The organism is Streptomyces rubradiris (assembly GCF_016860525.1).
In the GTDB taxonomy this organism is placed as follows: Bacteria; Actinomycetota; Actinomycetes; order Streptomycetales; family Streptomycetaceae; genus Streptomyces; species Streptomyces rubradiris.
The window spans coordinates 146,754-162,783 of the sequence record NZ_BNEA01000001.1 but is presented as its reverse complement, the minus strand read 5'-3'; the positions used below and the strand labels follow the sequence as shown (position 1 = coordinate 162,783).

The following is a 16,030-nucleotide window of genomic DNA, read 5'->3' as shown; positions in this document are numbered from 1 at the left end:
GATCTGATGATCCGACCGGGAGCGTCGCCCATCCCACGCATCCCGGAGGAATCCATGACCGGTCTGGTCATCCGCGCGCTCGACGACAGCAGCGCGCACCTGTTCCACACCATGCCCGACCCGCTCGCCCTGGGCGACCGGCACCGCCGTACCCGCTACCGCCCCGACTGGCAGCGCGTCGCCCTGCGCGACGGCCGCACCGTGGCACGCGCCGCCTGGTGGGCCCGGCCGGAGGACCCCGAGCCCCTGGTGATCAACTGGTTCGACGTCGCCGAGGGCGAGCAGGAGGCGGGCGCCGCACTGCTGCGGACGGCGCCCTGGCGGACCCCCGAGCTCGAACTCGACCTGCCTCCCGGCTGGCGGGACGACCCGTGCCTGCGGGCGGCGGCCGACACCCGCGCCGCCGCCGCGCGCCGGGCCGGCTACACCCCCTTGGTGGAACGCTTCGTCTACCGCTGGACCCCCGACCGGGGTCTGCCCGAGCGGCCCGGACGGCTCGTGTTCACCGCCGAACCGGACGACACCGTCTTCTACGACCTGCTGCGCCGCATCCACCGCGGCACCCTCGACGCCCACGCCCGCCGGGCCGCCGAACAGCACGGCGTGGACCGGGCGGCCCAGGAGGATCTGGACATCTTCCACTGGTTCCCCTCCCCCCGCGACTGGTGGCGGATCGCCCGCACCCCGGCGGGCGAGCCGGTCGGCATCCACATCCCGGCCCGCAACCCCTCGGGACCCTGCGTCGGCTTCGTCGGAGTGGTGCCGGAACAACGCGGCCACGGCTACGCCTACGACCTGCTCGCCGACTGCACCCACTTCCTGGTCGGACAGGGCGCGCGGTTCATCGCCGCGGCCACCGACCAGGGCAACCTCCCGATGGCCGCGCACTTCACCACGGCCGGCTACCCCGTCGTACACGAACGCGTCAACTACTGGACCACGCCCGGTACCCGGTGACGGCCCGAGGCACCGAGCGCTGCGACCGCGCCCCGGTTCGCCGCTGACCGTGCGGTTCCGACGGCGCTGAGCCTTGGTGCCGGGCACGTGGGCCGACGACCGGTGCGGTCCTGACGGTGCCGGGCGCCGGGGCCGCCCCGCGTCGCCGGTGACCGGTGCGGAGCGCACCCGGGCGCTCGGGAGCGAGGGCCCGGGGAGCGGCCGCCTACGTCCTGGCGGCCGTAAGCCGGGCCTGAGCCGTGGCCAGGATCTCGGTGACCCGGAGACCGAACGCGGCATCGCAGGAGTGCGGGCGGCCCGTGCCGGCGGCCCGCACCAGCGCGTCGACGGCCCGGGAGAGCGCGGCGACCGCTCCCTCCGAACTCCCGGGCATCACCGACACCCCCGCCTCGCCCCGCAGTTCCACCTCGGCACCGGCCGCCGCCGGCGGGGCCGTCAGGCTCAGCGTCAGGGAGCTGGACGCGCCGGTGGCGTGGTCGAGCACCAGATGGACGGTGTCCGCGGGACCGTGCGCCGCCGCCACCACCTGCCGTACGTCGCCGAGGACCGGCAGCAGCACCGACAGGGCGTGCGGGCCGACGTCCCACAGCGCGCCCTTCTCCCGCCGCCACGGCGAGGCCGCGAACGGGCTGTCACTCGTGAACACCGCGCCCAGCCAGTGCGCCCGCGCCGTGAACCAGCCCGCCACGGCGGCCTGTTCCTCGATCCAGGCATCCGGTTCCTTCTGGAAGCGCGCGGTGAAGAACACCACCGACGCCACCCCGGCGCGTTCCACCGCCTCCACCACGGCCCGTCCCTCGGCGGCCGACACCGCCAGCGGCTTGTCCAGCAGCAGATGACGGCCCGCCCCGGCCGCCCGCACCGCCAACTCCGCCTGCACCGAGGGCGGCAGGGCCACCGCCACCGCGTCCACGTCGGCCAGCAGCGCGTCCACCTCGGCGTACGGGGTGACCCCGTACCGGTCCGCCAGCTCCGCGGCGGCCTCCGGCCGGCGGCCCCAGACCCCGGTGAACTCCAGGCCGGTGTGTTCCGCGAGGGCGGGGGCGTACGTCGCCCGCGCCCATGGGCCCGTCCCCAGCAGTCCGATGCGCATGTCCGTTCCCTTCCGGCAGCCGTTCCCCGCCTCTTCAGGATGGTGCGCCGCGCTCGCCCCGCCCACACCCGCCGCCCGTGGGTACGTGCCCCGCGAGCCACTTGGCGATGGTGGCGGCGATCGGCTGCCCGGTGTCCATCTCCACGAACCCGAACTGGCCGGACTGGTTGCACTCCAGGAACCACCAGACGCCGTCCGCGTCCTCCGCGAAGTCGAAGGCGCCGTACGCCAGTTCCGCGCCCGCCATGTACCGCAGCACGCCCTCGGTGACGCGCGCGGGCACGTCCGCGGGCAGCCAGGGAGCGACCGACGGGGCGAAACGGACGTCCACGTCGTCCGGGTGGGCGTCCGGGTCGGCGGGTTTACGGGCGGCCAGCAGCGTGTCGCCGACGACGGTGAGCCGGATGTCGGCCCGTTTGGCGATCCGCCGTTGCAGCAGGGTCGGTCCGTAGGCCACCGCGGTGAAGTCGGTGTCCGGCGCGACCCGGCTGGTCGGCACGGACCGGGGCGGCTCCTGCGGATGCGCCCCGGAGACCGGTTTGACCACCAGGTCCGGGAAGCGTTCCGCGAACTCCCGCGCCGCCTGCGGGAACGTCGTGATGAGGGTGGCCGGCACCGCGAGGCCGCTGCGCTGGGCCAGGCCCAGCTGCCAGGGCTTGTGCCGGGCGCGGCGGGCGGCGTCCGGATGGTTCATCCAGCGGGCGTCACCGCACCGCAGCATGCCGTACAGCGCTTGCGACGACTCCTCCGTCAGCCAGGCGGAGGGCTGTGCGGCACGGGCGGCCGGGGTGCCCGGTCTGCGCACCCAGACGGAGCGCAGACCGTCCATGCTCACCAGGCGCCCGCCGACGGACAGATGCCCCCGGCAAGCGCCCCGTACGTACTCGCCCGACAGCGCCACCCCGTTGGTCAGATCGGCGGGGTCGAGCCGGACGACGGGCACGCCGGCCTCGCCCAGCCGGAGGACCACCATGTCCGCCGTCACGTCTTCCTCACTGGTCAGGATGAGTACGGTCATCTGTGGAGATCCGTGGCTCAGTCGTCGAAGTGTGTCTTGGAACCGGCGGTCGAGGTCGTGGTCCCCAGTGCTCGCAGGGTAGCGTGGTCGGTCGCGGCGATCCGCCCGTCCGGGAGGACGTTCAGTTGCAGTCCGGAGTCGTACGCATACGGCGTGGTGACGTCCAACTGCACAGCGGGGCGCGCGTAGTTGAGCGTGAACGGTTGCATGGTCTCTCCCTGATTAGGCTTTCACGTCCTTATACGAAGCGAATGAGTGATTGGTTGCCTCACTCTCCGTGTCCACGGCGCGGGGCGCCGTGGACTCCTACTGCGCGAGTGTCTCCCGCGCCGCCGTCAGGGCCTGTTCGGCGTACCCGCGCCCGAACAGCACCGCGTGCACCAGCAACGGGAACAACTGGTGCACACGTACCCGGTCCCGCCAGCCGGGGGCCGGCGGGGCCGCCTCCTGGTAGCCGGCCAGCACCCGGTCCAGGTGCGGGCAGCCGAACAAGTGGAGCATCGCCAGGTCCGTCTCCCGGTGTCCGCCGTGCGCGGCCGGGTCGATGAGCCGGACCTCGCCGTCGGCGCCCCACAGCACATTGCCGTTCCACAGGTCGCCGTGCAGCCGGGCGGGCGGCTCGGCCGGACCCGCCACCTCCGGCAGCCGCGCGCAGACCCGCTCGAACACGCCTGCCTCGGCCGGGCGGAGCGTGCCGCGGTCGACCGCGCCGCGCACATAGGGCAGCACGCGGTGCTCGGCGTACCAGGACGGCCAGTCGGTGCCCGGCGCGTTGCGCATGGGGGCCAGGCCGATGCGGGCGTCCTCGGGCCCGTCGGGCGGCGCCGCCCCGAAGTGCGGCGCGCCCGCCTTGTGCAGGGCGGCGAGGGCCCGGCCGAAACGCAGCGCCGCGTCGGGGCCGGGGGAGCCGGTCGGCACCCGCTCGGTCACCATCCAGTGCTCGTCGTACCCCAGCACCGCCGGCACCCGGACCGCGCCCGCGGCACCCAGCCAGCGCAGCCCCGCCACCTCGGCGCGGACCGCCCCGGGGCTGTCGCCCCGCTTGACCATCACCGGTGTCCCGTCGTCCAGCAGCACCTCGGCGGGCGAGCCGGACGACGGCCGGGTCCCGGTGGCGGTGCGCCCGGTGAGCCGGGACGCCACCTGTCCTGGATCCTCTTCACGGTTGACCACGGCCCCAGGGTAAGGCCCCCAACAAGGATGCCCAGTCAGGCAGTTCAACGATTGATACGACTGATGTCGGACAAACGGATGAGGTCACCGGCGAGGGAATCCAGCCGCCGTCGGCGACCGCCGGACCTCAGCGCCCGAGGGGGTGCGTCCCCCGGGTCACCCCCATCGGATTCCCGGCCGGCAACAGCCCCGACTCCGCCACCGCGCCGGCCATCGGCTCCAGCAGCGCGGCCAGCCGCTCGGTCCGCTCGGCACCCAGCACGGTCCACGGCCGCTCGGCCGCCGCGTCGGTCAGCGCCTCGGTCTCCGCGCGCAGGGCCGCGCCCGACGGGGTGAGCGAGCCGTCCGCCGCGAGCCGGCCGTCCGCGCGCAGCCGTGCCTCGGCCGCCGCCCACTCCTCCCGCGGCCAGTTCCGCATCTCGCGCAGGAGGTCCCCGTCGGACTCCCCGGCCGCCGCCTTGAGCACCATGGCCTCCACCGGCCCCAGCCCCAGGCCGACCAGCACCGCCACGTGGGAGTCGCCCCGGTGCTCGCGCAGGGTCGTCAGGGCCTGCCACAGCCGGGCGGCGGGCCGCTCAGGCCGGTCGAGCGCCTGGTTGGCGGCGCCCAGCACCCTGCCCGTGGTGTCCGCCGCGGCGGCGGCCTCCCACGCGAGGTCCGCGGCCTCCGTGAAGGCGGCGGCGCCGACGACGTCCTTCCCGAACAGATGGGACATCGCCGCGTCCATCGCCTCCAGGCGGGCCGCCAGCACCTCCTCGGGAGCCGCGTACGCCCAGGCGTCGGGCAGCGCCCGGCCCACCCGCGAGGGGTGGTAGACGTAGAAGCAGCTCGTCACCACCGACGGGGACACCGCGCCGAGCGGGGCGGCGCGCAGTGCGAAGTACCCCATCCAGGGCCCGCGCAGCCCGAGGGCGTCCGCCGCCCGGTGCGCCTCCGGCGCGAAGTACACGAGGTCGTGCACCGGCTCGTACCGCTCCCACAGGGCGCGCGCCCTTCCGTCCGCCACCGCTGCCTCCCGTCGCGTTGTCCTGCCGTGCTGTCGGCACCAGCGTGCGTTATGACGCCGGTCATAACAAGGGGGCCGGCGTCATCGGGAGCCGGCCCGCCGGTCCGGACGCGGCGGACGCGCCGGTGATTGACCCGTACGAGGGGTCGCCAAGCGGGCGCGCTGAGGCAGACGGGTGGCATGGTGACCCGGCTGGGCGGCTCGGATGGTGTGCGCCGGGGGCCTCACTGACGGTGGTTCATGTCGGGACCGGGTCCATCCAGCTGATGAGGTGTCCGCTGCCCGGTCACGGCGGAAGGACATCACTATGCGCTCTGCCCGCATGCTCCTGGCGACGGCGGCCACCACGGCCGCCCTCGCCTGCGCGACGCCCGGAGCCGCGTTCGCCGTACCGGGCGAACACGACAGCGGTCGTGACGACTCCTCGTACAGCAGGGAGCACGACAGCGACTCCGGCCGTGACAAGGGATCCGACAGCGACGACGACAACGAATACGGCAACAAGCGCGACGGGGGAGGGGAACACGACGGACCGCGCGGTGGAATGCACACGGGTGGCGGAGCCCTCGCCGCGGTGCGCAGCGGCGGCTGGGGCTCGGAGGGCGAGGACAGCAAGTTCGACCCCGAGAGCTACCGCGACAAGGGCGAGGAGGAGGACGACGGCGAGGAGAAGGGCGGCAAGGAGGAACAGGGCGGCGGCAAGGGCAAGGGTGGCCGGAGCGGCAAGAGCGAGTGGGGCGAGGACGAGGAGCACGACAAGCCGCGCGGCGGCATGCACACCGGTGGCGGCGGGCTCGCCACGCCCGGTGTCACCGCGGGCGGTCTCGCCGCGCTGGCCGTGGCCGCCACCGGCGCGTACACGCTGCGCCGCAAGAAGGCCACCGGCCCGGCGTCCTGACGGGCCGCCGCCGTGCGCCAGGGGCCGCGGACACCGCCGCCGCGCCGGCGGCCCGCGCCTCCGCACCGCACCGGGACCACCGCTGCCCCGTCGCCGCACGCGGCGGTGTCCCGTCGGCGGCCCGCGCGCCGCATCGCCACCGCCCGCCTGCGTGCGCCGGTGCGCCGGTGCGCCGGCGTCCCGGCCGGCCCGTGCCGTGCGGGGGTCGCCACCGCCTGCCTGCGTGTGCCGGAGCCGTGCCGGCGGCCCGTCCTGCCCGACCCGTGCGCCGGACGGCCATCGCCCGTCTCCGCGTGCGGTGGTGTCCCGTTGGTGGCTTGCGCTGCCCGTACGGGGCCGGGATGGCCACCGTCGCCTCTGCGCGGGCCGGCTCCGTCGGTGGCGGCCCGCGCCCCGTGCCGCGCCGGGCCACCATCGCCCGTCTCCGTCCGCGGCGGCGCTCCGCCGATGTACCGACCGCACCGCCACCGCGCCGTCTCCGCCGGTGTGCTCACTGTCCCGATCCCGTGCTGCCGTGTCCGAGTGAGGTGGTGTCCGATGGCAGCAGATCCTTCCGCGGCCCCCCCGGCGCCGGCGGACGACCGGCGCTCCGGTCACGGCGGACGGCTGACGCTGTGGGGGGTGGCGGCGGTCCTCCTCGCCGTCAGCCTGTTCGGCGGTCACCAGCCGGCCGGTGAGCCCGGACCGCCCCGGACCTCGGGTGCCGGCGCCGCCGCCTCGGCCGGCCCCCGGCAGCCGGGCGAGCCGCTGTCCCGGTCCGCGCCGACCCGGCTGCGCATCCCGGCGATCTCCGTGGACGCCCCGTTCACCACCCTGGCCCTCGGCCCCTCGGGCCAGCTGGAGCCGCCGCCCGCGGGCGACACCAACCTCGTCGGCTGGTACGCCGACGGTGTCGCGCCCGGTGAGCGGGGCACCGCGATCATCGCCGGGCACGTCGACACGGTCACGTCGGCGGCCGTGTTCGCCAACCTGGACCGGCTGGAGGCCGGCGACCGGTTCTCCGTGGAGCGGGCCGACGGGCGTACGGCGGAGTTCGTCGTCGACAGCACCGAGACCTTCGCCAAGGACGACTTCCCCAGCGAGCGGGTGTACGCCGACGCCGACCGCCCCGAGGCCCGGCTCATCACCTGCGCCGGGGACTACGACCGTACGGTGCGCGACTACACCGACAACCTGGTCGTCTTCGCCCACCTGGTCTGAACCGCCGCGGCCACCGGTGTCCGGGCTACGGCCGGGCGGCCGGGCCGGCCGTGAAGGGTCCGTCCGGGGCGAACGCCAGCGCCGCGAACCGTTCGCCGATCCGGCGGTGGCCGGCGGTGTCCGGGTGGAGGCCGTCGGGCAGCGGCAGCTCGGCGAAGTCGGCCTCGCCGTACAGCTCCCGGCCGTCCAGGTAGTGCAGCCGGGGGTCCTCGGCGGCCCGTTCGCGCACGATCCGGGCCAGCTCCTCCCGGACGACCCCCAGGGTGAGCTTCCCGGCCGCCCGCTCGGCGGGGTCCCCGGTGGCCCGGTACCGCAGCCGTCCCTCGCCCAGGGCCGCCAGGTCCATGGCGGTGGGGCCGGGCGTGTCCTCGTGCATCGGGCACAGGACCGGCGAGACCACGAGCAGCGGCGTGTCGGGGTGGCCCTCGCGGACGGTGTCGAGGAAGCCGTGCACGGCGGGGCCGAAGGCGCGCAGCCGCATCAGGTCGGAGTTGACCACGTTGATGCCGAGCTTGACGCTGATCAGGTCGGCGGGCGTGTCGCGCAGGGCGCGGGCGGTGAACGGGTCGAGCAGCGCGCTGCCGCCCAGCCCCACGTTGATCAGCTCGACTCCGCCCAGGGCCGCGGCGAGCGCCGGCCAGGTGGTGGTGGGGCTCGCCGCGTCGGAACCGTGGCTGATCGAGCTGCCGTGGTGCAGCCACACCCGGCGGCCCCGGTCCGGTACGGGCTCCACGGGGGCGTCGGCGCGCAGCGCGACGAGTTCGGTGGTCTCGTTGTGCGGCAGCCAGATCTCCAGGTCCTTGACGGTGTCCGGCAGCCCGGCGAAACGCACGGTGCCCACGGGGCCGGGCCGGTGCTCGGCGGAGCCGGTGGCCAGGTCGACGGTGAGGGTGTCGCCCTCGGTGAGGCAGGCGCGGCCGGCCGGGCGGCCGTCCACCAGCAGCTCGTAGACGCCGTCCGGGCGGGGCGGTGCGCCGGTGTAGACGCGCTTGACCGGCACGGTGTCCAGCTCGACGGCGGTGGCGCGGGTGCGGAGGACCAGCCGTACGCCGGAGGGCTGGGACTCGGCCAGGGCCAGCTGCGGGTCGGCGCACTGGGCGCGGGCCCGGGCGGGCAGCCGGTGCGGCAGCAGCCCGCGCGCGGTGCGCTCCAGTTCGAGGGCGCCGCGGATCAGGCCGGCGGTGAGGTCAATGGTGTGCATCGTGTCTGCCATGGGGTCTCAGGGGTGGGCGGGCCAGTTGCGCAGCAGGGAGTCGAGGGCGTCCAGGATGCGGGCCCAGGACTCCTCGGAGCCGGGGGTGCTGTGGGCGAAGCCGCCGGCCGTCTCCAGGCTGACGTAGCCGTGGAAGACGCTGCCGAGGAGGCGTACGGCGTGCGTCTGGTCCGGTTCGGCGAGGTCGTAGCCGCGCAGGACGGCCCGGGTCAGCTGGGCGATGCGGACGCCCGCGCTGCCGGCCGCCGTGGCGTCGTCCAGCGGGTGGCGGGCCGCCGTGTAGCGGCCGGGGTGGGCGCGGGCGTAGTCCCGGCAGACGTTCGCGAAGGCGGTGAGGGCGTCCTTGCCGGACCGGCCGGCCAGTGCCTCGGCGGTGCGGTCGGCCATCTCCTCCAGGGCGAGCAACGCGATCCGCGTCTTCAGGTCCTGGGAGTTGCGCAGGTGCGAGTACAGGCTCGCGACCTTCACGTCGAACCGCCGGGCCAGCGCCGAGACCGTCACCTGGTCGAAGCCGACCTCGTCGGCGAGTTCCGCCCCGGCCCGGACCAGTCGCTGGGTGGTCAGGCCCGCACGCGCCATCATCTTCTCTCCTGTCCGTCGGAGAGGAGTATGGAACTTCCTAAAGGCTTTAGGCAAACGCGATCAATGATTAGGCGCGGTGGTCGCCGCGCTCACTCCCGCCCGCCGTCCTCCCTGAGGCGGAAGAGGGCGGCGCCGTGGGCGGGCAGGTCCACGGTGAGGTGCCGGCCGTCGTGCGGGCCGCCGGCGTGGGTCCACAGCTCGCGGATTCGGTCGGCGGGGGCGGGCACCGACCGAGCCGAGCGGCACCCCGTACCGGCGGGGTTCGCCGGCCAGGGAGAAGACGGCGGCGTACCGGGCACGGCCGTCGGTGTCCCGGGCGGTCCACGTCCAGGCGGGCCAGGGAGACGTCGGTACGGCGAGCACCTCCTGCTCGGTGACGGTGGGTCCGTAGCAGTCCCGGCTGTTCCAGCCCATCGGCGGCCGCAGCCGACGCGGAGGGAGGGGCCGGCCCACGGTGGTGTCCTCTCGGTCCGGCCGCCGGAGGCGGCCCGGACGGTGACGAAGGAGCGCGGTGGAGCTGCCTGACACCCACTTTTTTGTGGGTACTTGGCAGCCCCGGCCGTCCGGGAGAAGCTGTTTCCCGAGGTCAGGGGCTGTCGGCGAACGGACGGAGGAGGTGACAGCCGAAGGCCCGTCAGGACGCCGCCTCGCTCGCGCGAAGCAGGTCCAGACGGCGGTGCCCCCACTCGGCCAGCGGGTCCAGTGCCTTGGCGAGGTCGCGGCCGAACGCGGTCAGCGAGTACACGGTCTTCGGCGGCAGCACATCGTGCACCTCCCGGTGCACCAGGCCGTCCTGCTCCATCTCGCGCAGCGCCTGGGTCAGCACCTTCTCGCTCAACCCGGCCAGCCGGCGGCGCAGTTCGCCGGGCCGCTGCGGGCCGGACTCCAGCAGCCACAACAGCGACGTCTTCCACTTGCCGTCGATCACCGCGATCGCGGCGGTCACTCCACAGACGGTCGGGTCCTGGGCACGGCTGCGCGTCATCGTCGTCCTTTTCGTTGTCCCCACGGCCGCTCCGGCCGCTCTTTTTCCACTGCTTACGATCACCACATACGGGAGTCGCAACATGTCAACAGCCGTGAATCTTCCTGCCGTCACCGTGCTCGGCCTCGGCCCGATGGGCCGCTCGCTGGCGGGCGCGTTCCTCAGGGCCGGCCTGCGGACCACGGTCTGGAACCGCACGCCCGGCAAGGACCGGGAACTGACCGAGCAGGGCGCGGTCGCCGCGGCGACGGCCGAAGAGGCCGTGGCCGCCTCGGAGTTGACCGTCATCTGCGTGGTGAACTACGACGCCTCCGACGCGATCCTGCGCAGCGACGACGTCACCCGCGCGCTGAAGGGCCGTACCGTCGTCAGCCTGACCGCCGACACCCCGGCCCGGGCCCGGGACACCGCCGAGTGGGCGGCGGCCCACGGCATCGGCTACCTGGACGGCGCGATCATGACGCCGGCCCCCAGCATCGGCACCCCGGAGGCCGTCTTCCTGCACAGCGGACCGCGCGACCTGTACGAGCAGTACCTGCCGGTGCTGGAGGCGCTCGGCGGGACGCACACCCACCTGGGGGAGGAGATCGGGCGCGCGGCCACCTTCGACATCGCGCTGCTCGACATCTTCTGGACCGCGATGGCGGGTTACGCGCACGCCGTGGCGATCGCCCGGGCGGAGGGCGTCACCGCGGGGGAACTGGCCCCGTTCGCCCAGGGCATCGCCACGATCCTGCCGCCCCTGTTCGAGGAGTTCGCGCGGGACACCGACGACGGCACCTACTCCGGTGAGATCAACCCCATCACCTCGGCCGCCTCCACCATGGCCCACGTCATCGACGTCTCCGAGTCCCACGGCATCGACGCGGGCGTGATGCGCTCCGTGGAGGGACTGGCCCGCCGCGTCATCGGGCTGGGGCACGGCACGGACGGGTTCATGCGGGTGGCGGAGATGCTGGGGCGGCACTGATCCCGGGCCGTACTGATCTAGGCGGGGCGGGCGGGCTCGGCTGGTCGGGGTGTGTGTGGGCCGGCCGCCCGGGACACGGGGTCGGCCGCCAGGCTCAGCGGGGCGGGCCGCCAGGCTCAGCGGGGCCGGCCCTTCACGGCCGTGGCCCGTGACCCGCTCAGCGGGGACGCACGCCCTCGAAGAGAAGGTCGAGGAGGCGGGTGGTGGTGTCCGGCGCGGCGGTCGTCTCGCAGGCCCAGGCGACGGCGGTGGCGAGCCGGATCAGCTCGGGCGCGGTCAGGTCGGCTCGCACCTGTCCGCGTTCCCGCGCCCGTTCCACCAGTCGGGCGGCGGCTTCCTCGACGGCTCGGCAACGCGCGCCCAGGGGGCCGTCGCCGCTGCGTGCGGCCTGGGCGTAGCTGACGGCGAGCCCGCGGTACCGGGTGATGTGACGCACGAGCGTGGACACCCACTCCCGCAGGAAGTCCGGGCTGCCGGGGCCGTCGAGCAGTTCGGCGGCCAGGGCCGCGAGCCCGTCCAGACTCCGGCCGACGACCTCGGCCGTCAGTGCCTCCTTGTCGGGGAAGTGACGCCACAAGGTCCCCGGGCCGACCCCCGCTCGCCGGGCGATGTCGTTCATCGACGCGGCGTCCGTTCCGACCTCGTCGAAGAGCGCCCTCGCTGCCTCGATCAGGCGGGCCCGGTTGTGAAGGGCATCGCTGCGTCTGGGGTGGCCGGTCATGGCGTGGTCTCTCCTCGGACTCGTACCGGAGCGCCACTCCGGTACTATCCGGAGTGCTACTCCGGATTCTAGAGGGGGAGGTCGGCCATGGAGTCGGCTATGCCGTCGATCGGCACGGTAGGTCTGTGGGTTCCCGGAATGGATCTGCGGCCACCGGCCGAGTCCGCCGAGGCGGCCGCCGAGATCGAGGCACTCGGATACGGCGCGCTGTGGCTCAGCGAGGGGCTGGTCCGCGACCCGTTCATGGAGGCGGCCACGCTGCTGGGCGCCACCCGTTCACTGGTCGTGGGCACGGGCATCGCGGTGATCTGGGGGCGTCATCCCCGTGTGATCAGGGCGCAGGCCCGGGCTCTGCTGGACGCCCATCCCGGCCGGTTCGTGCTCGGCCTCGGCACCTCCCACGCGCGGATGGTCGAGGGCGTGCTGGGCCTCCGCTATGAACGGCCCCTCACCGCGCTGCGCGAACACCTCGACCGCCTCGACGAACCCGACGCCGTCCTCCGGCTGGCGGGGATCGCGGACGGCCCGGAGCCCCGGGCGCCCAGGGTGCTCGCCGCGCTGGGCCCACGCGCCCTCGACCTGGCCCGGGACCGGTCGGCCGGCGCGTTCTCCTACCTCGTCACGCCCGAGCACACGGCCGAGGCCCGTGCGGCGCTCGGACCCGACCGGTTGCTGATCGTCGAACAAGCCGTGGTCACCGGGCTCGGCACCGACGAGGCACGGAACAGGGCACGCGGCCACATCGCCGGGTACCTGCCCGCGGCACCGTACCGGGCGAGCTGGCGGCGCCTCGGCTTCGGCGACGCGGACTTCGCCGACGGCGGAAGCGACCGCCTGGTCCACGCGCTCGTCGCGATCGGCGAGCAGGAGATCGCACAGCGGGTGAACGCCCACCTGGCGGCGGGGGCCGACCATGTGTGCCTCCAGGCACTGCCTGCCGATCCGGCCACTCTCCCGCTGGACCAATGGCGCAGCCTCGCCCACCTTTCGCGGTGAGCCGCCCGCTGGACAGACGCCCGCCCGCACCCTGGCGGTCCCGCGACTGACCGCCCGCACCCCGGCGGACCGGCGCCCGCCCGCCCACACCCCGGCGGACCTGCGACTTGTGCCGCGCCGGACGCCATGGAACGCTTCGGTCCGCCGGTCGCCACCGGGCCCGGTCCCCACGGCGTGCGGATGACGGGCCGTGCGCGGACCTCGAAGGGGCACGGGGCCCGGGGCGGGGCGGAGGCCCCGGTCCCGGGCGCGCCAGGCCCCGTGGCGGGGCGGAGGCCGTGCCACCGGGCGGTGCGCAGGCCCCGGTCCCGGCGCGCGCAGGCCCCGCCGCCGGGACGGCCGTAGGAACGAACGGGGGGAAGCGGACCGATGGAGCTGGAACTGCGGCACCTGCGGGTGTTGTGCGCGATCGCCGACGCGGGCAGCGTGGGCCGGGCCGCAGCCCAGCTGGGCTACTCGCAGCCCGCCGTGAGCACCCAGCTCCGGCGCATCGAACGGCACCTGGGCGAGCCGCTGTTCGAGCGCGGACCGGGCGGGGTCCGGCCGACCCGGTACGGCGCCGAGGTCGTCGAGCAGGCCCGGGACGTGCTCGCGCGGGCCGCCGCGATCGGGCACCGGCCGCCCGCCGCCCGCCCCCGTCGCACCCTGCGGCTGGCCGCGACCAACTCGCCCATGCTATCCGGTACGGTCTCCCGGGTCCGCGCCCGGCTGCCCGAACTGACCCCGGCCGTCACCAGCGTCTACGCGTCCTCGCGGATCGTGGAGCTGTTGGAGGACGGCGCGGTGGACGCGGCCATCGCCGCCGACTACCCGGGCATGGAGCTGCGGCACTCGGCCGCCGTACGGCACCGCGGGATCGTCACCGAGCCCACCTTCGTCGCCCTGCCCGCCCGGCACCGGCTGCGGCAGAGCCCCCAGGTGCAGCTCGCCGACCTCGCCGAGGACGCCTGGTTCGTGACCCCGGACGACGGCGCCGGCTGGCCGGGAGTGTTCTACGACGCCTGCGCGGCGGCCGGGTTCAGCCCGCGTACCGTGCACGAGTGGCTCGGCGACCAGACCCAGTTGCAGAGCATGATCGCCGACGGTCTCGGGGTGTCCCTCGTGCAGCCGACGCTGCGGCCGATCCCGCACGTCGTGGTCAAGCCGCTGGCGGGGTCCCCGCTGTGGTGCCGCTATGTGCTGGCCTGGCGGCCGGACACCGTCACCGACGACGTCGTGGAGACCGTGGTCCGGTCCGCCACGGACGCCTACCGCGACCTCGTGGCCCAGGCCCCCCACCTGCGTACCTGGGCCTCCCGCACCTGGAGCGCCACCGGGGGGTAGGAGCGCACGCCGAGCACGCGGCCGTACCCGGCGCCCGGAATCCGCACCGGCCACCCGGCCGTACCCCGCCACCGGCCGCCCTCGCCGATCACCCGGCCCCACGCCGAGCACCCCGGCCCACCCCGGCCACCGGCATCCCGCACACGCTTCCTTCCCCCATCCGGCTTCCTTCCCGCACCCGGCTTCCCTCCCGGACGCGCGAGAACCGGCGGTCCCCCGAACGGCGGGGTCCATGCGCCGCGCGTGGTTCACGTCGCCCGCACCAGGTGGTAGACACGGCGGGGTCACGGTTCCTGTCCGCCAGCAGGAAGGTCACCGCCGTATGTCTGCAACACGCCGTCAGTTCCTGTCCGCTGCCAGCGCCCTGGGAGCGGGCATCGCCTTCACCGGGACCCTGTCCGAGGTCTTCGCGGGTACGGCCGCGGCGCAGAGCCTGGGCCACACCGGCTATGGCCCGCTCGTGCCCGATCCGAACGGTCTGCTCGATCTGCCGAAAGGTTTCCGCTATACCGTGCTGTCCCGCGAGGGCGACCGGCTCCGCTCCGGAGAGGGCCCGGTGCCCTCCCATCACGACGGCATGGCCGCCTTCGCCGGCAGAGCGGGCCGTACCCACCTCGTCCGCAACCACGAGAACGGGGCGACCGCGCGTATCCCGGTCCCGGCCGTCAGCGGCCTCACTTACGACCCGGCGGGCAAGGGCGGCTGTACGGCCCTGACGCTCGACCGGCACCAGCGGGTGCTCTCCGAGCGGGTCGCCATCGCCGGTACCGCCGTCAACTGCGCGGGCGGTCCGACCCCCTGGGGCACCTGGCTGACCTGCGAGGAGACCGAGGACAGAGCCGGCACCAACGGCTACACCAAGGACCACGGCTTCGTCTTCGAGGTGCACCCCACCGACCCGCACCGCACCGGCGCCGTACCGCTGACCGCTTTGGGCCGCTTCCAGCACGAGGCGGTCGCGATCGACCCGCGCGACGGCGTCCTCTACGAGACGGAGGACGCCTTCCAGAAGCCGTTCGGCCTCTTCTACCGCTTCCTGCCGCACCGGCCGCTGGGCGGCGTCGGCTCGCTGCGTGCGGGCGGCCGGCTCCAGGCGATGCGGGTGCCCGGAGTGGCGGACCTGTCGGCGGTCCGGGAGACCGGGGCGCGCTTCGACGGCATCGAGTGGGTGGACGTACCCGATCCGCTGGCCGCCGTCACGCCGACCAGGTTCCAGGACTACGGCCCCGGGGGCATCACCCACGCGCAGAAGCTGGAGGGCTGCTACTGGGGCGGTGGCGGCGTGTACTTCGTGTCGTCCTTCGCGCGCGGCGCCGACGGCTCCGCGGCCGACCACTACGGCCAGGTCTGGCGCTACGACCCGGCGCACCGCAGGCTGACCCTGGCCGTCGTGTTCGGCCCGGACACCGACGTACGGCTGCCTGGCGAGTCCCCGGACAACATCTGCCTCGCGCCCGGCGGCGGCCTGATGGTCTGCGAGGACGGCAACGGCGCCCAGCACGTCTTCGGGCTGACCCGCCGGGGCGAGGTGTACGCGCTGGCCCGGGGCCGGCAGAACATAGGGACGGACCAGAGGCCGGAGTGGGGCGAGTTCGCCGGGGTGACCTTCGCCCCCGACGGAGCGACGATGTACGTCAATTGCTACACCCCCGGCACCACGTTCGCCGTGACCGGCCCGTGGTGAGGACAGGCGGCTGACCGCCCTGCCGTGCCGGGCCGGGCGGAAGGCGCACGGCCCGGCACCAGGGACACCGGCCCCCCTCAACTATCCGTACCCATAGCGGTGTTATGGGACGGCGGTGGCATAGTGCTATGTCACACACCATGGTTGGTTCCGGCACGCGCTGAGACAGTGCCCCACATGCCTCGACACCCCGCAGAGGCACGTTACTTCG

17 protein-coding genes are annotated in these 16,030 nt (G+C 74.6%); 7 read left to right on the top strand and 10 right to left on the bottom strand.

Annotated features, from left to right (window positions below):
- Positions 1 to 54: 54 nt before the first annotated feature.
- Positions 55 to 957, top strand: a complete 903-nt coding sequence (locus tag Srubr_RS00630) for a GNAT family N-acetyltransferase (protein WP_189991745.1) — start codon at positions 55 to 57, stop codon at positions 955 to 957.
- 205 nt (positions 958 to 1,162) lie between these two features.
- Here the strand turns inward: Srubr_RS00630 and Srubr_RS00625 are convergent, their stop codons facing one another.
- The 5 genes from Srubr_RS00625 to Srubr_RS41275 form a co-directional block, all read right to left on the bottom strand.
- Complete coding sequence (locus Srubr_RS00625; RefSeq protein ID WP_189991743.1) at positions 1,163 to 2,050, bottom strand: Gfo/Idh/MocA family protein; 888 nt, start codon at positions 2,048 to 2,050, stop codon at positions 1,163 to 1,165.
- A gap of 34 nt (positions 2,051 to 2,084) precedes the next feature.
- Positions 2,085 to 3,068 carry an ATP-grasp ribosomal peptide maturase gene (tgmB, locus tag Srubr_RS00620; protein ID WP_189991741.1) on the bottom strand — a complete coding sequence of 328 codons (984 nt, stop codon included), beginning with the start codon at positions 3,066 to 3,068 and terminating at the stop codon, positions 2,085 to 2,087.
- A 17-nt stretch (positions 3,069 to 3,085) separates the two neighbouring features.
- On the bottom strand, positions 3,086 to 3,277 hold the full coding sequence (gene tgmA / locus Srubr_RS00615) for a putative ATP-grasp-modified RiPP (protein ID WP_020938095.1): 192 nt from the start codon (positions 3,275 to 3,277) through the stop codon (positions 3,086 to 3,088).
- Positions 3,278 to 3,374: 97 nt separating this feature from the next.
- Positions 3,375 to 4,241, bottom strand: a complete 867-nt coding sequence (locus Srubr_RS00610) for a fructosamine kinase family protein (RefSeq protein ID WP_229926535.1) — start codon at positions 4,239 to 4,241, stop codon at positions 3,375 to 3,377.
- Positions 4,242 to 4,368: 127 nt separating this feature from the next.
- Positions 4,369 to 5,247, bottom strand: a complete 879-nt coding sequence (locus Srubr_RS41275; RefSeq protein WP_189991739.1) for an SCO6745 family protein — start codon at positions 5,245 to 5,247, stop codon at positions 4,369 to 4,371.
- Between the two features lie 307 nt (positions 5,248 to 5,554).
- On the opposite strand from Srubr_RS41275, the gene Srubr_RS00600 reads away from it, so the two are divergent.
- Positions 5,555 to 6,145, top strand: coding sequence for a hypothetical protein (locus Srubr_RS00600; protein ID WP_189991737.1), 591 nt, complete (start codon positions 5,555 to 5,557; stop codon positions 6,143 to 6,145).
- A gap of 537 nt (positions 6,146 to 6,682) precedes the next feature.
- Positions 6,683 to 7,345 (top strand): class F sortase, encoded by a 663-nt coding sequence (locus Srubr_RS00595; RefSeq protein WP_189991734.1) that lies wholly within the window; start codon positions 6,683 to 6,685, stop codon positions 7,343 to 7,345.
- A 25-nt stretch (positions 7,346 to 7,370) separates the two neighbouring features.
- On the opposite strand, the gene Srubr_RS00590 is transcribed toward Srubr_RS00595, so the two are convergent.
- The 4 genes from Srubr_RS00590 to Srubr_RS00575 all read right to left on the bottom strand — a co-directional run bounded on the left by Srubr_RS00590 (position 7,371) and on the right by Srubr_RS00575 (position 10,125).
- Positions 7,371 to 8,546, bottom strand: a complete 1,176-nt coding sequence (locus tag Srubr_RS00590; RefSeq protein ID WP_189991878.1) for a GDSL-type esterase/lipase family protein — start codon at positions 8,544 to 8,546, stop codon at positions 7,371 to 7,373.
- 18 nt (positions 8,547 to 8,564) lie between these two features.
- Positions 8,565 to 9,137: a TetR/AcrR family transcriptional regulator gene (locus Srubr_RS00585; protein ID WP_189991876.1), complete on the bottom strand. Its 573-nt coding sequence runs from the start codon at positions 9,135 to 9,137 to the stop codon at positions 8,565 to 8,567.
- Between the two features lie 92 nt (positions 9,138 to 9,229).
- The gene (locus Srubr_RS00580) at positions 9,230 to 9,367 is read right to left on the bottom strand and encodes a hypothetical protein (protein ID WP_189991732.1); all 138 of its coding nucleotides are present in this window, start codon (positions 9,365 to 9,367) and stop codon (positions 9,230 to 9,232) included.
- A gap of 407 nt (positions 9,368 to 9,774) precedes the next feature.
- On the bottom strand, positions 9,775 to 10,125 hold the full coding sequence (locus Srubr_RS00575) for a winged helix-turn-helix transcriptional regulator (RefSeq protein WP_189991730.1): 351 nt from the start codon (positions 10,123 to 10,125) through the stop codon (positions 9,775 to 9,777).
- An 82-nt stretch (positions 10,126 to 10,207) separates the two neighbouring features.
- Between Srubr_RS00575 and Srubr_RS00570 the strand changes: the two genes are divergently transcribed.
- Entirely contained in the window at positions 10,208 to 11,095 is an 888-nt protein-coding gene (locus Srubr_RS00570) for an NAD(P)-dependent oxidoreductase (RefSeq protein WP_189991728.1), read from the top strand.
- A 157-nt stretch (positions 11,096 to 11,252) separates the two neighbouring features.
- On the opposite strand, the gene Srubr_RS00565 is transcribed toward Srubr_RS00570, so the two are convergent.
- Complete coding sequence (locus Srubr_RS00565; RefSeq protein WP_189991726.1) at positions 11,253 to 11,816, bottom strand: TetR/AcrR family transcriptional regulator; 564 nt, start codon at positions 11,814 to 11,816, stop codon at positions 11,253 to 11,255.
- 87 nt (positions 11,817 to 11,903) lie between these two features.
- Here Srubr_RS00565 and Srubr_RS00560 point away from each other — a divergent pair, with 87 nt between their 5' ends.
- From Srubr_RS00560 to Srubr_RS00550, 3 genes are all read left to right on the top strand, one after another.
- Complete coding sequence (locus tag Srubr_RS00560) at positions 11,904 to 12,812, top strand: TIGR03620 family F420-dependent LLM class oxidoreductase (RefSeq protein ID WP_189991724.1); 909 nt, start codon at positions 11,904 to 11,906, stop codon at positions 12,810 to 12,812.
- Between the two features lie 369 nt (positions 12,813 to 13,181).
- Positions 13,182 to 14,135, top strand: coding sequence for a LysR family transcriptional regulator (locus Srubr_RS00555; RefSeq protein WP_189991722.1), 954 nt, complete (start codon positions 13,182 to 13,184; stop codon positions 14,133 to 14,135).
- 322 nt (positions 14,136 to 14,457) lie between these two features.
- A complete protein-coding gene (locus Srubr_RS00550; RefSeq protein WP_189991720.1) occupies positions 14,458 to 15,819 on the top strand; it encodes an alkaline phosphatase PhoX in 1,362 nt (453 codons plus the stop codon).
- The last annotated feature ends 211 nt before the right edge of the window (positions 15,820 to 16,030 follow it).

What these genes read in the sequence shown, in the direction of transcription:
- Srubr_RS00630 (WP_189991745.1), top strand. Translation starts at nt 55, where the DNA reads ATGACCGGTCTGGTCATCCGCGCGCTCGACGACAGCAGCGCGCACCTG.
- Srubr_RS00625 (WP_189991743.1), bottom strand. Translation starts at nt 2,050, where the DNA reads ATGCGCATCGGACTGCTGGGGACGGGCCCATGGGCGCGGGCGACGTAC.
- tgmB (WP_189991741.1), bottom strand. Translation starts at nt 3,068, where the DNA reads ATGACCGTACTCATCCTGACCAGTGAGGAAGACGTGACGGCGGACATG.
- tgmA (WP_020938095.1), bottom strand. Translation starts at nt 3,277, where the DNA reads ATGCAACCGTTCACGCTCAACTACGCGCGCCCCGCTGTGCAGTTGGAC.
- Srubr_RS00600 (WP_189991737.1), top strand. Translation starts at nt 5,555, where the DNA reads ATGCGCTCTGCCCGCATGCTCCTGGCGACGGCGGCCACCACGGCCGCC.
- Srubr_RS00595 (WP_189991734.1), top strand. Translation starts at nt 6,683, where the DNA reads ATGGCAGCAGATCCTTCCGCGGCCCCCCCGGCGCCGGCGGACGACCGG.
- Srubr_RS00590 (WP_189991878.1), bottom strand. Translation starts at nt 8,546, where the DNA reads ATGCACACCATTGACCTCACCGCCGGCCTGATCCGCGGCGCCCTCGAA.
- Srubr_RS00585 (WP_189991876.1), bottom strand. Translation starts at nt 9,137, where the DNA reads ATGGCGCGTGCGGGCCTGACCACCCAGCGACTGGTCCGGGCCGGGGCG.
- Srubr_RS00575 (WP_189991730.1), bottom strand. Translation starts at nt 10,125, where the DNA reads ATGACGCGCAGCCGTGCCCAGGACCCGACCGTCTGTGGAGTGACCGCC.
- Srubr_RS00570 (WP_189991728.1), top strand. Translation starts at nt 10,208, where the DNA reads ATGTCAACAGCCGTGAATCTTCCTGCCGTCACCGTGCTCGGCCTCGGC.
- Srubr_RS00565 (WP_189991726.1), bottom strand. Translation starts at nt 11,816, where the DNA reads ATGACCGGCCACCCCAGACGCAGCGATGCCCTTCACAACCGGGCCCGC.
- Srubr_RS00560 (WP_189991724.1), top strand. Translation starts at nt 11,904, where the DNA reads ATGGAGTCGGCTATGCCGTCGATCGGCACGGTAGGTCTGTGGGTTCCC.
- Srubr_RS00555 (WP_189991722.1), top strand. Translation starts at nt 13,182, where the DNA reads ATGGAGCTGGAACTGCGGCACCTGCGGGTGTTGTGCGCGATCGCCGAC.
- Srubr_RS00550 (WP_189991720.1), top strand. Translation starts at nt 14,458, where the DNA reads ATGTCTGCAACACGCCGTCAGTTCCTGTCCGCTGCCAGCGCCCTGGGA.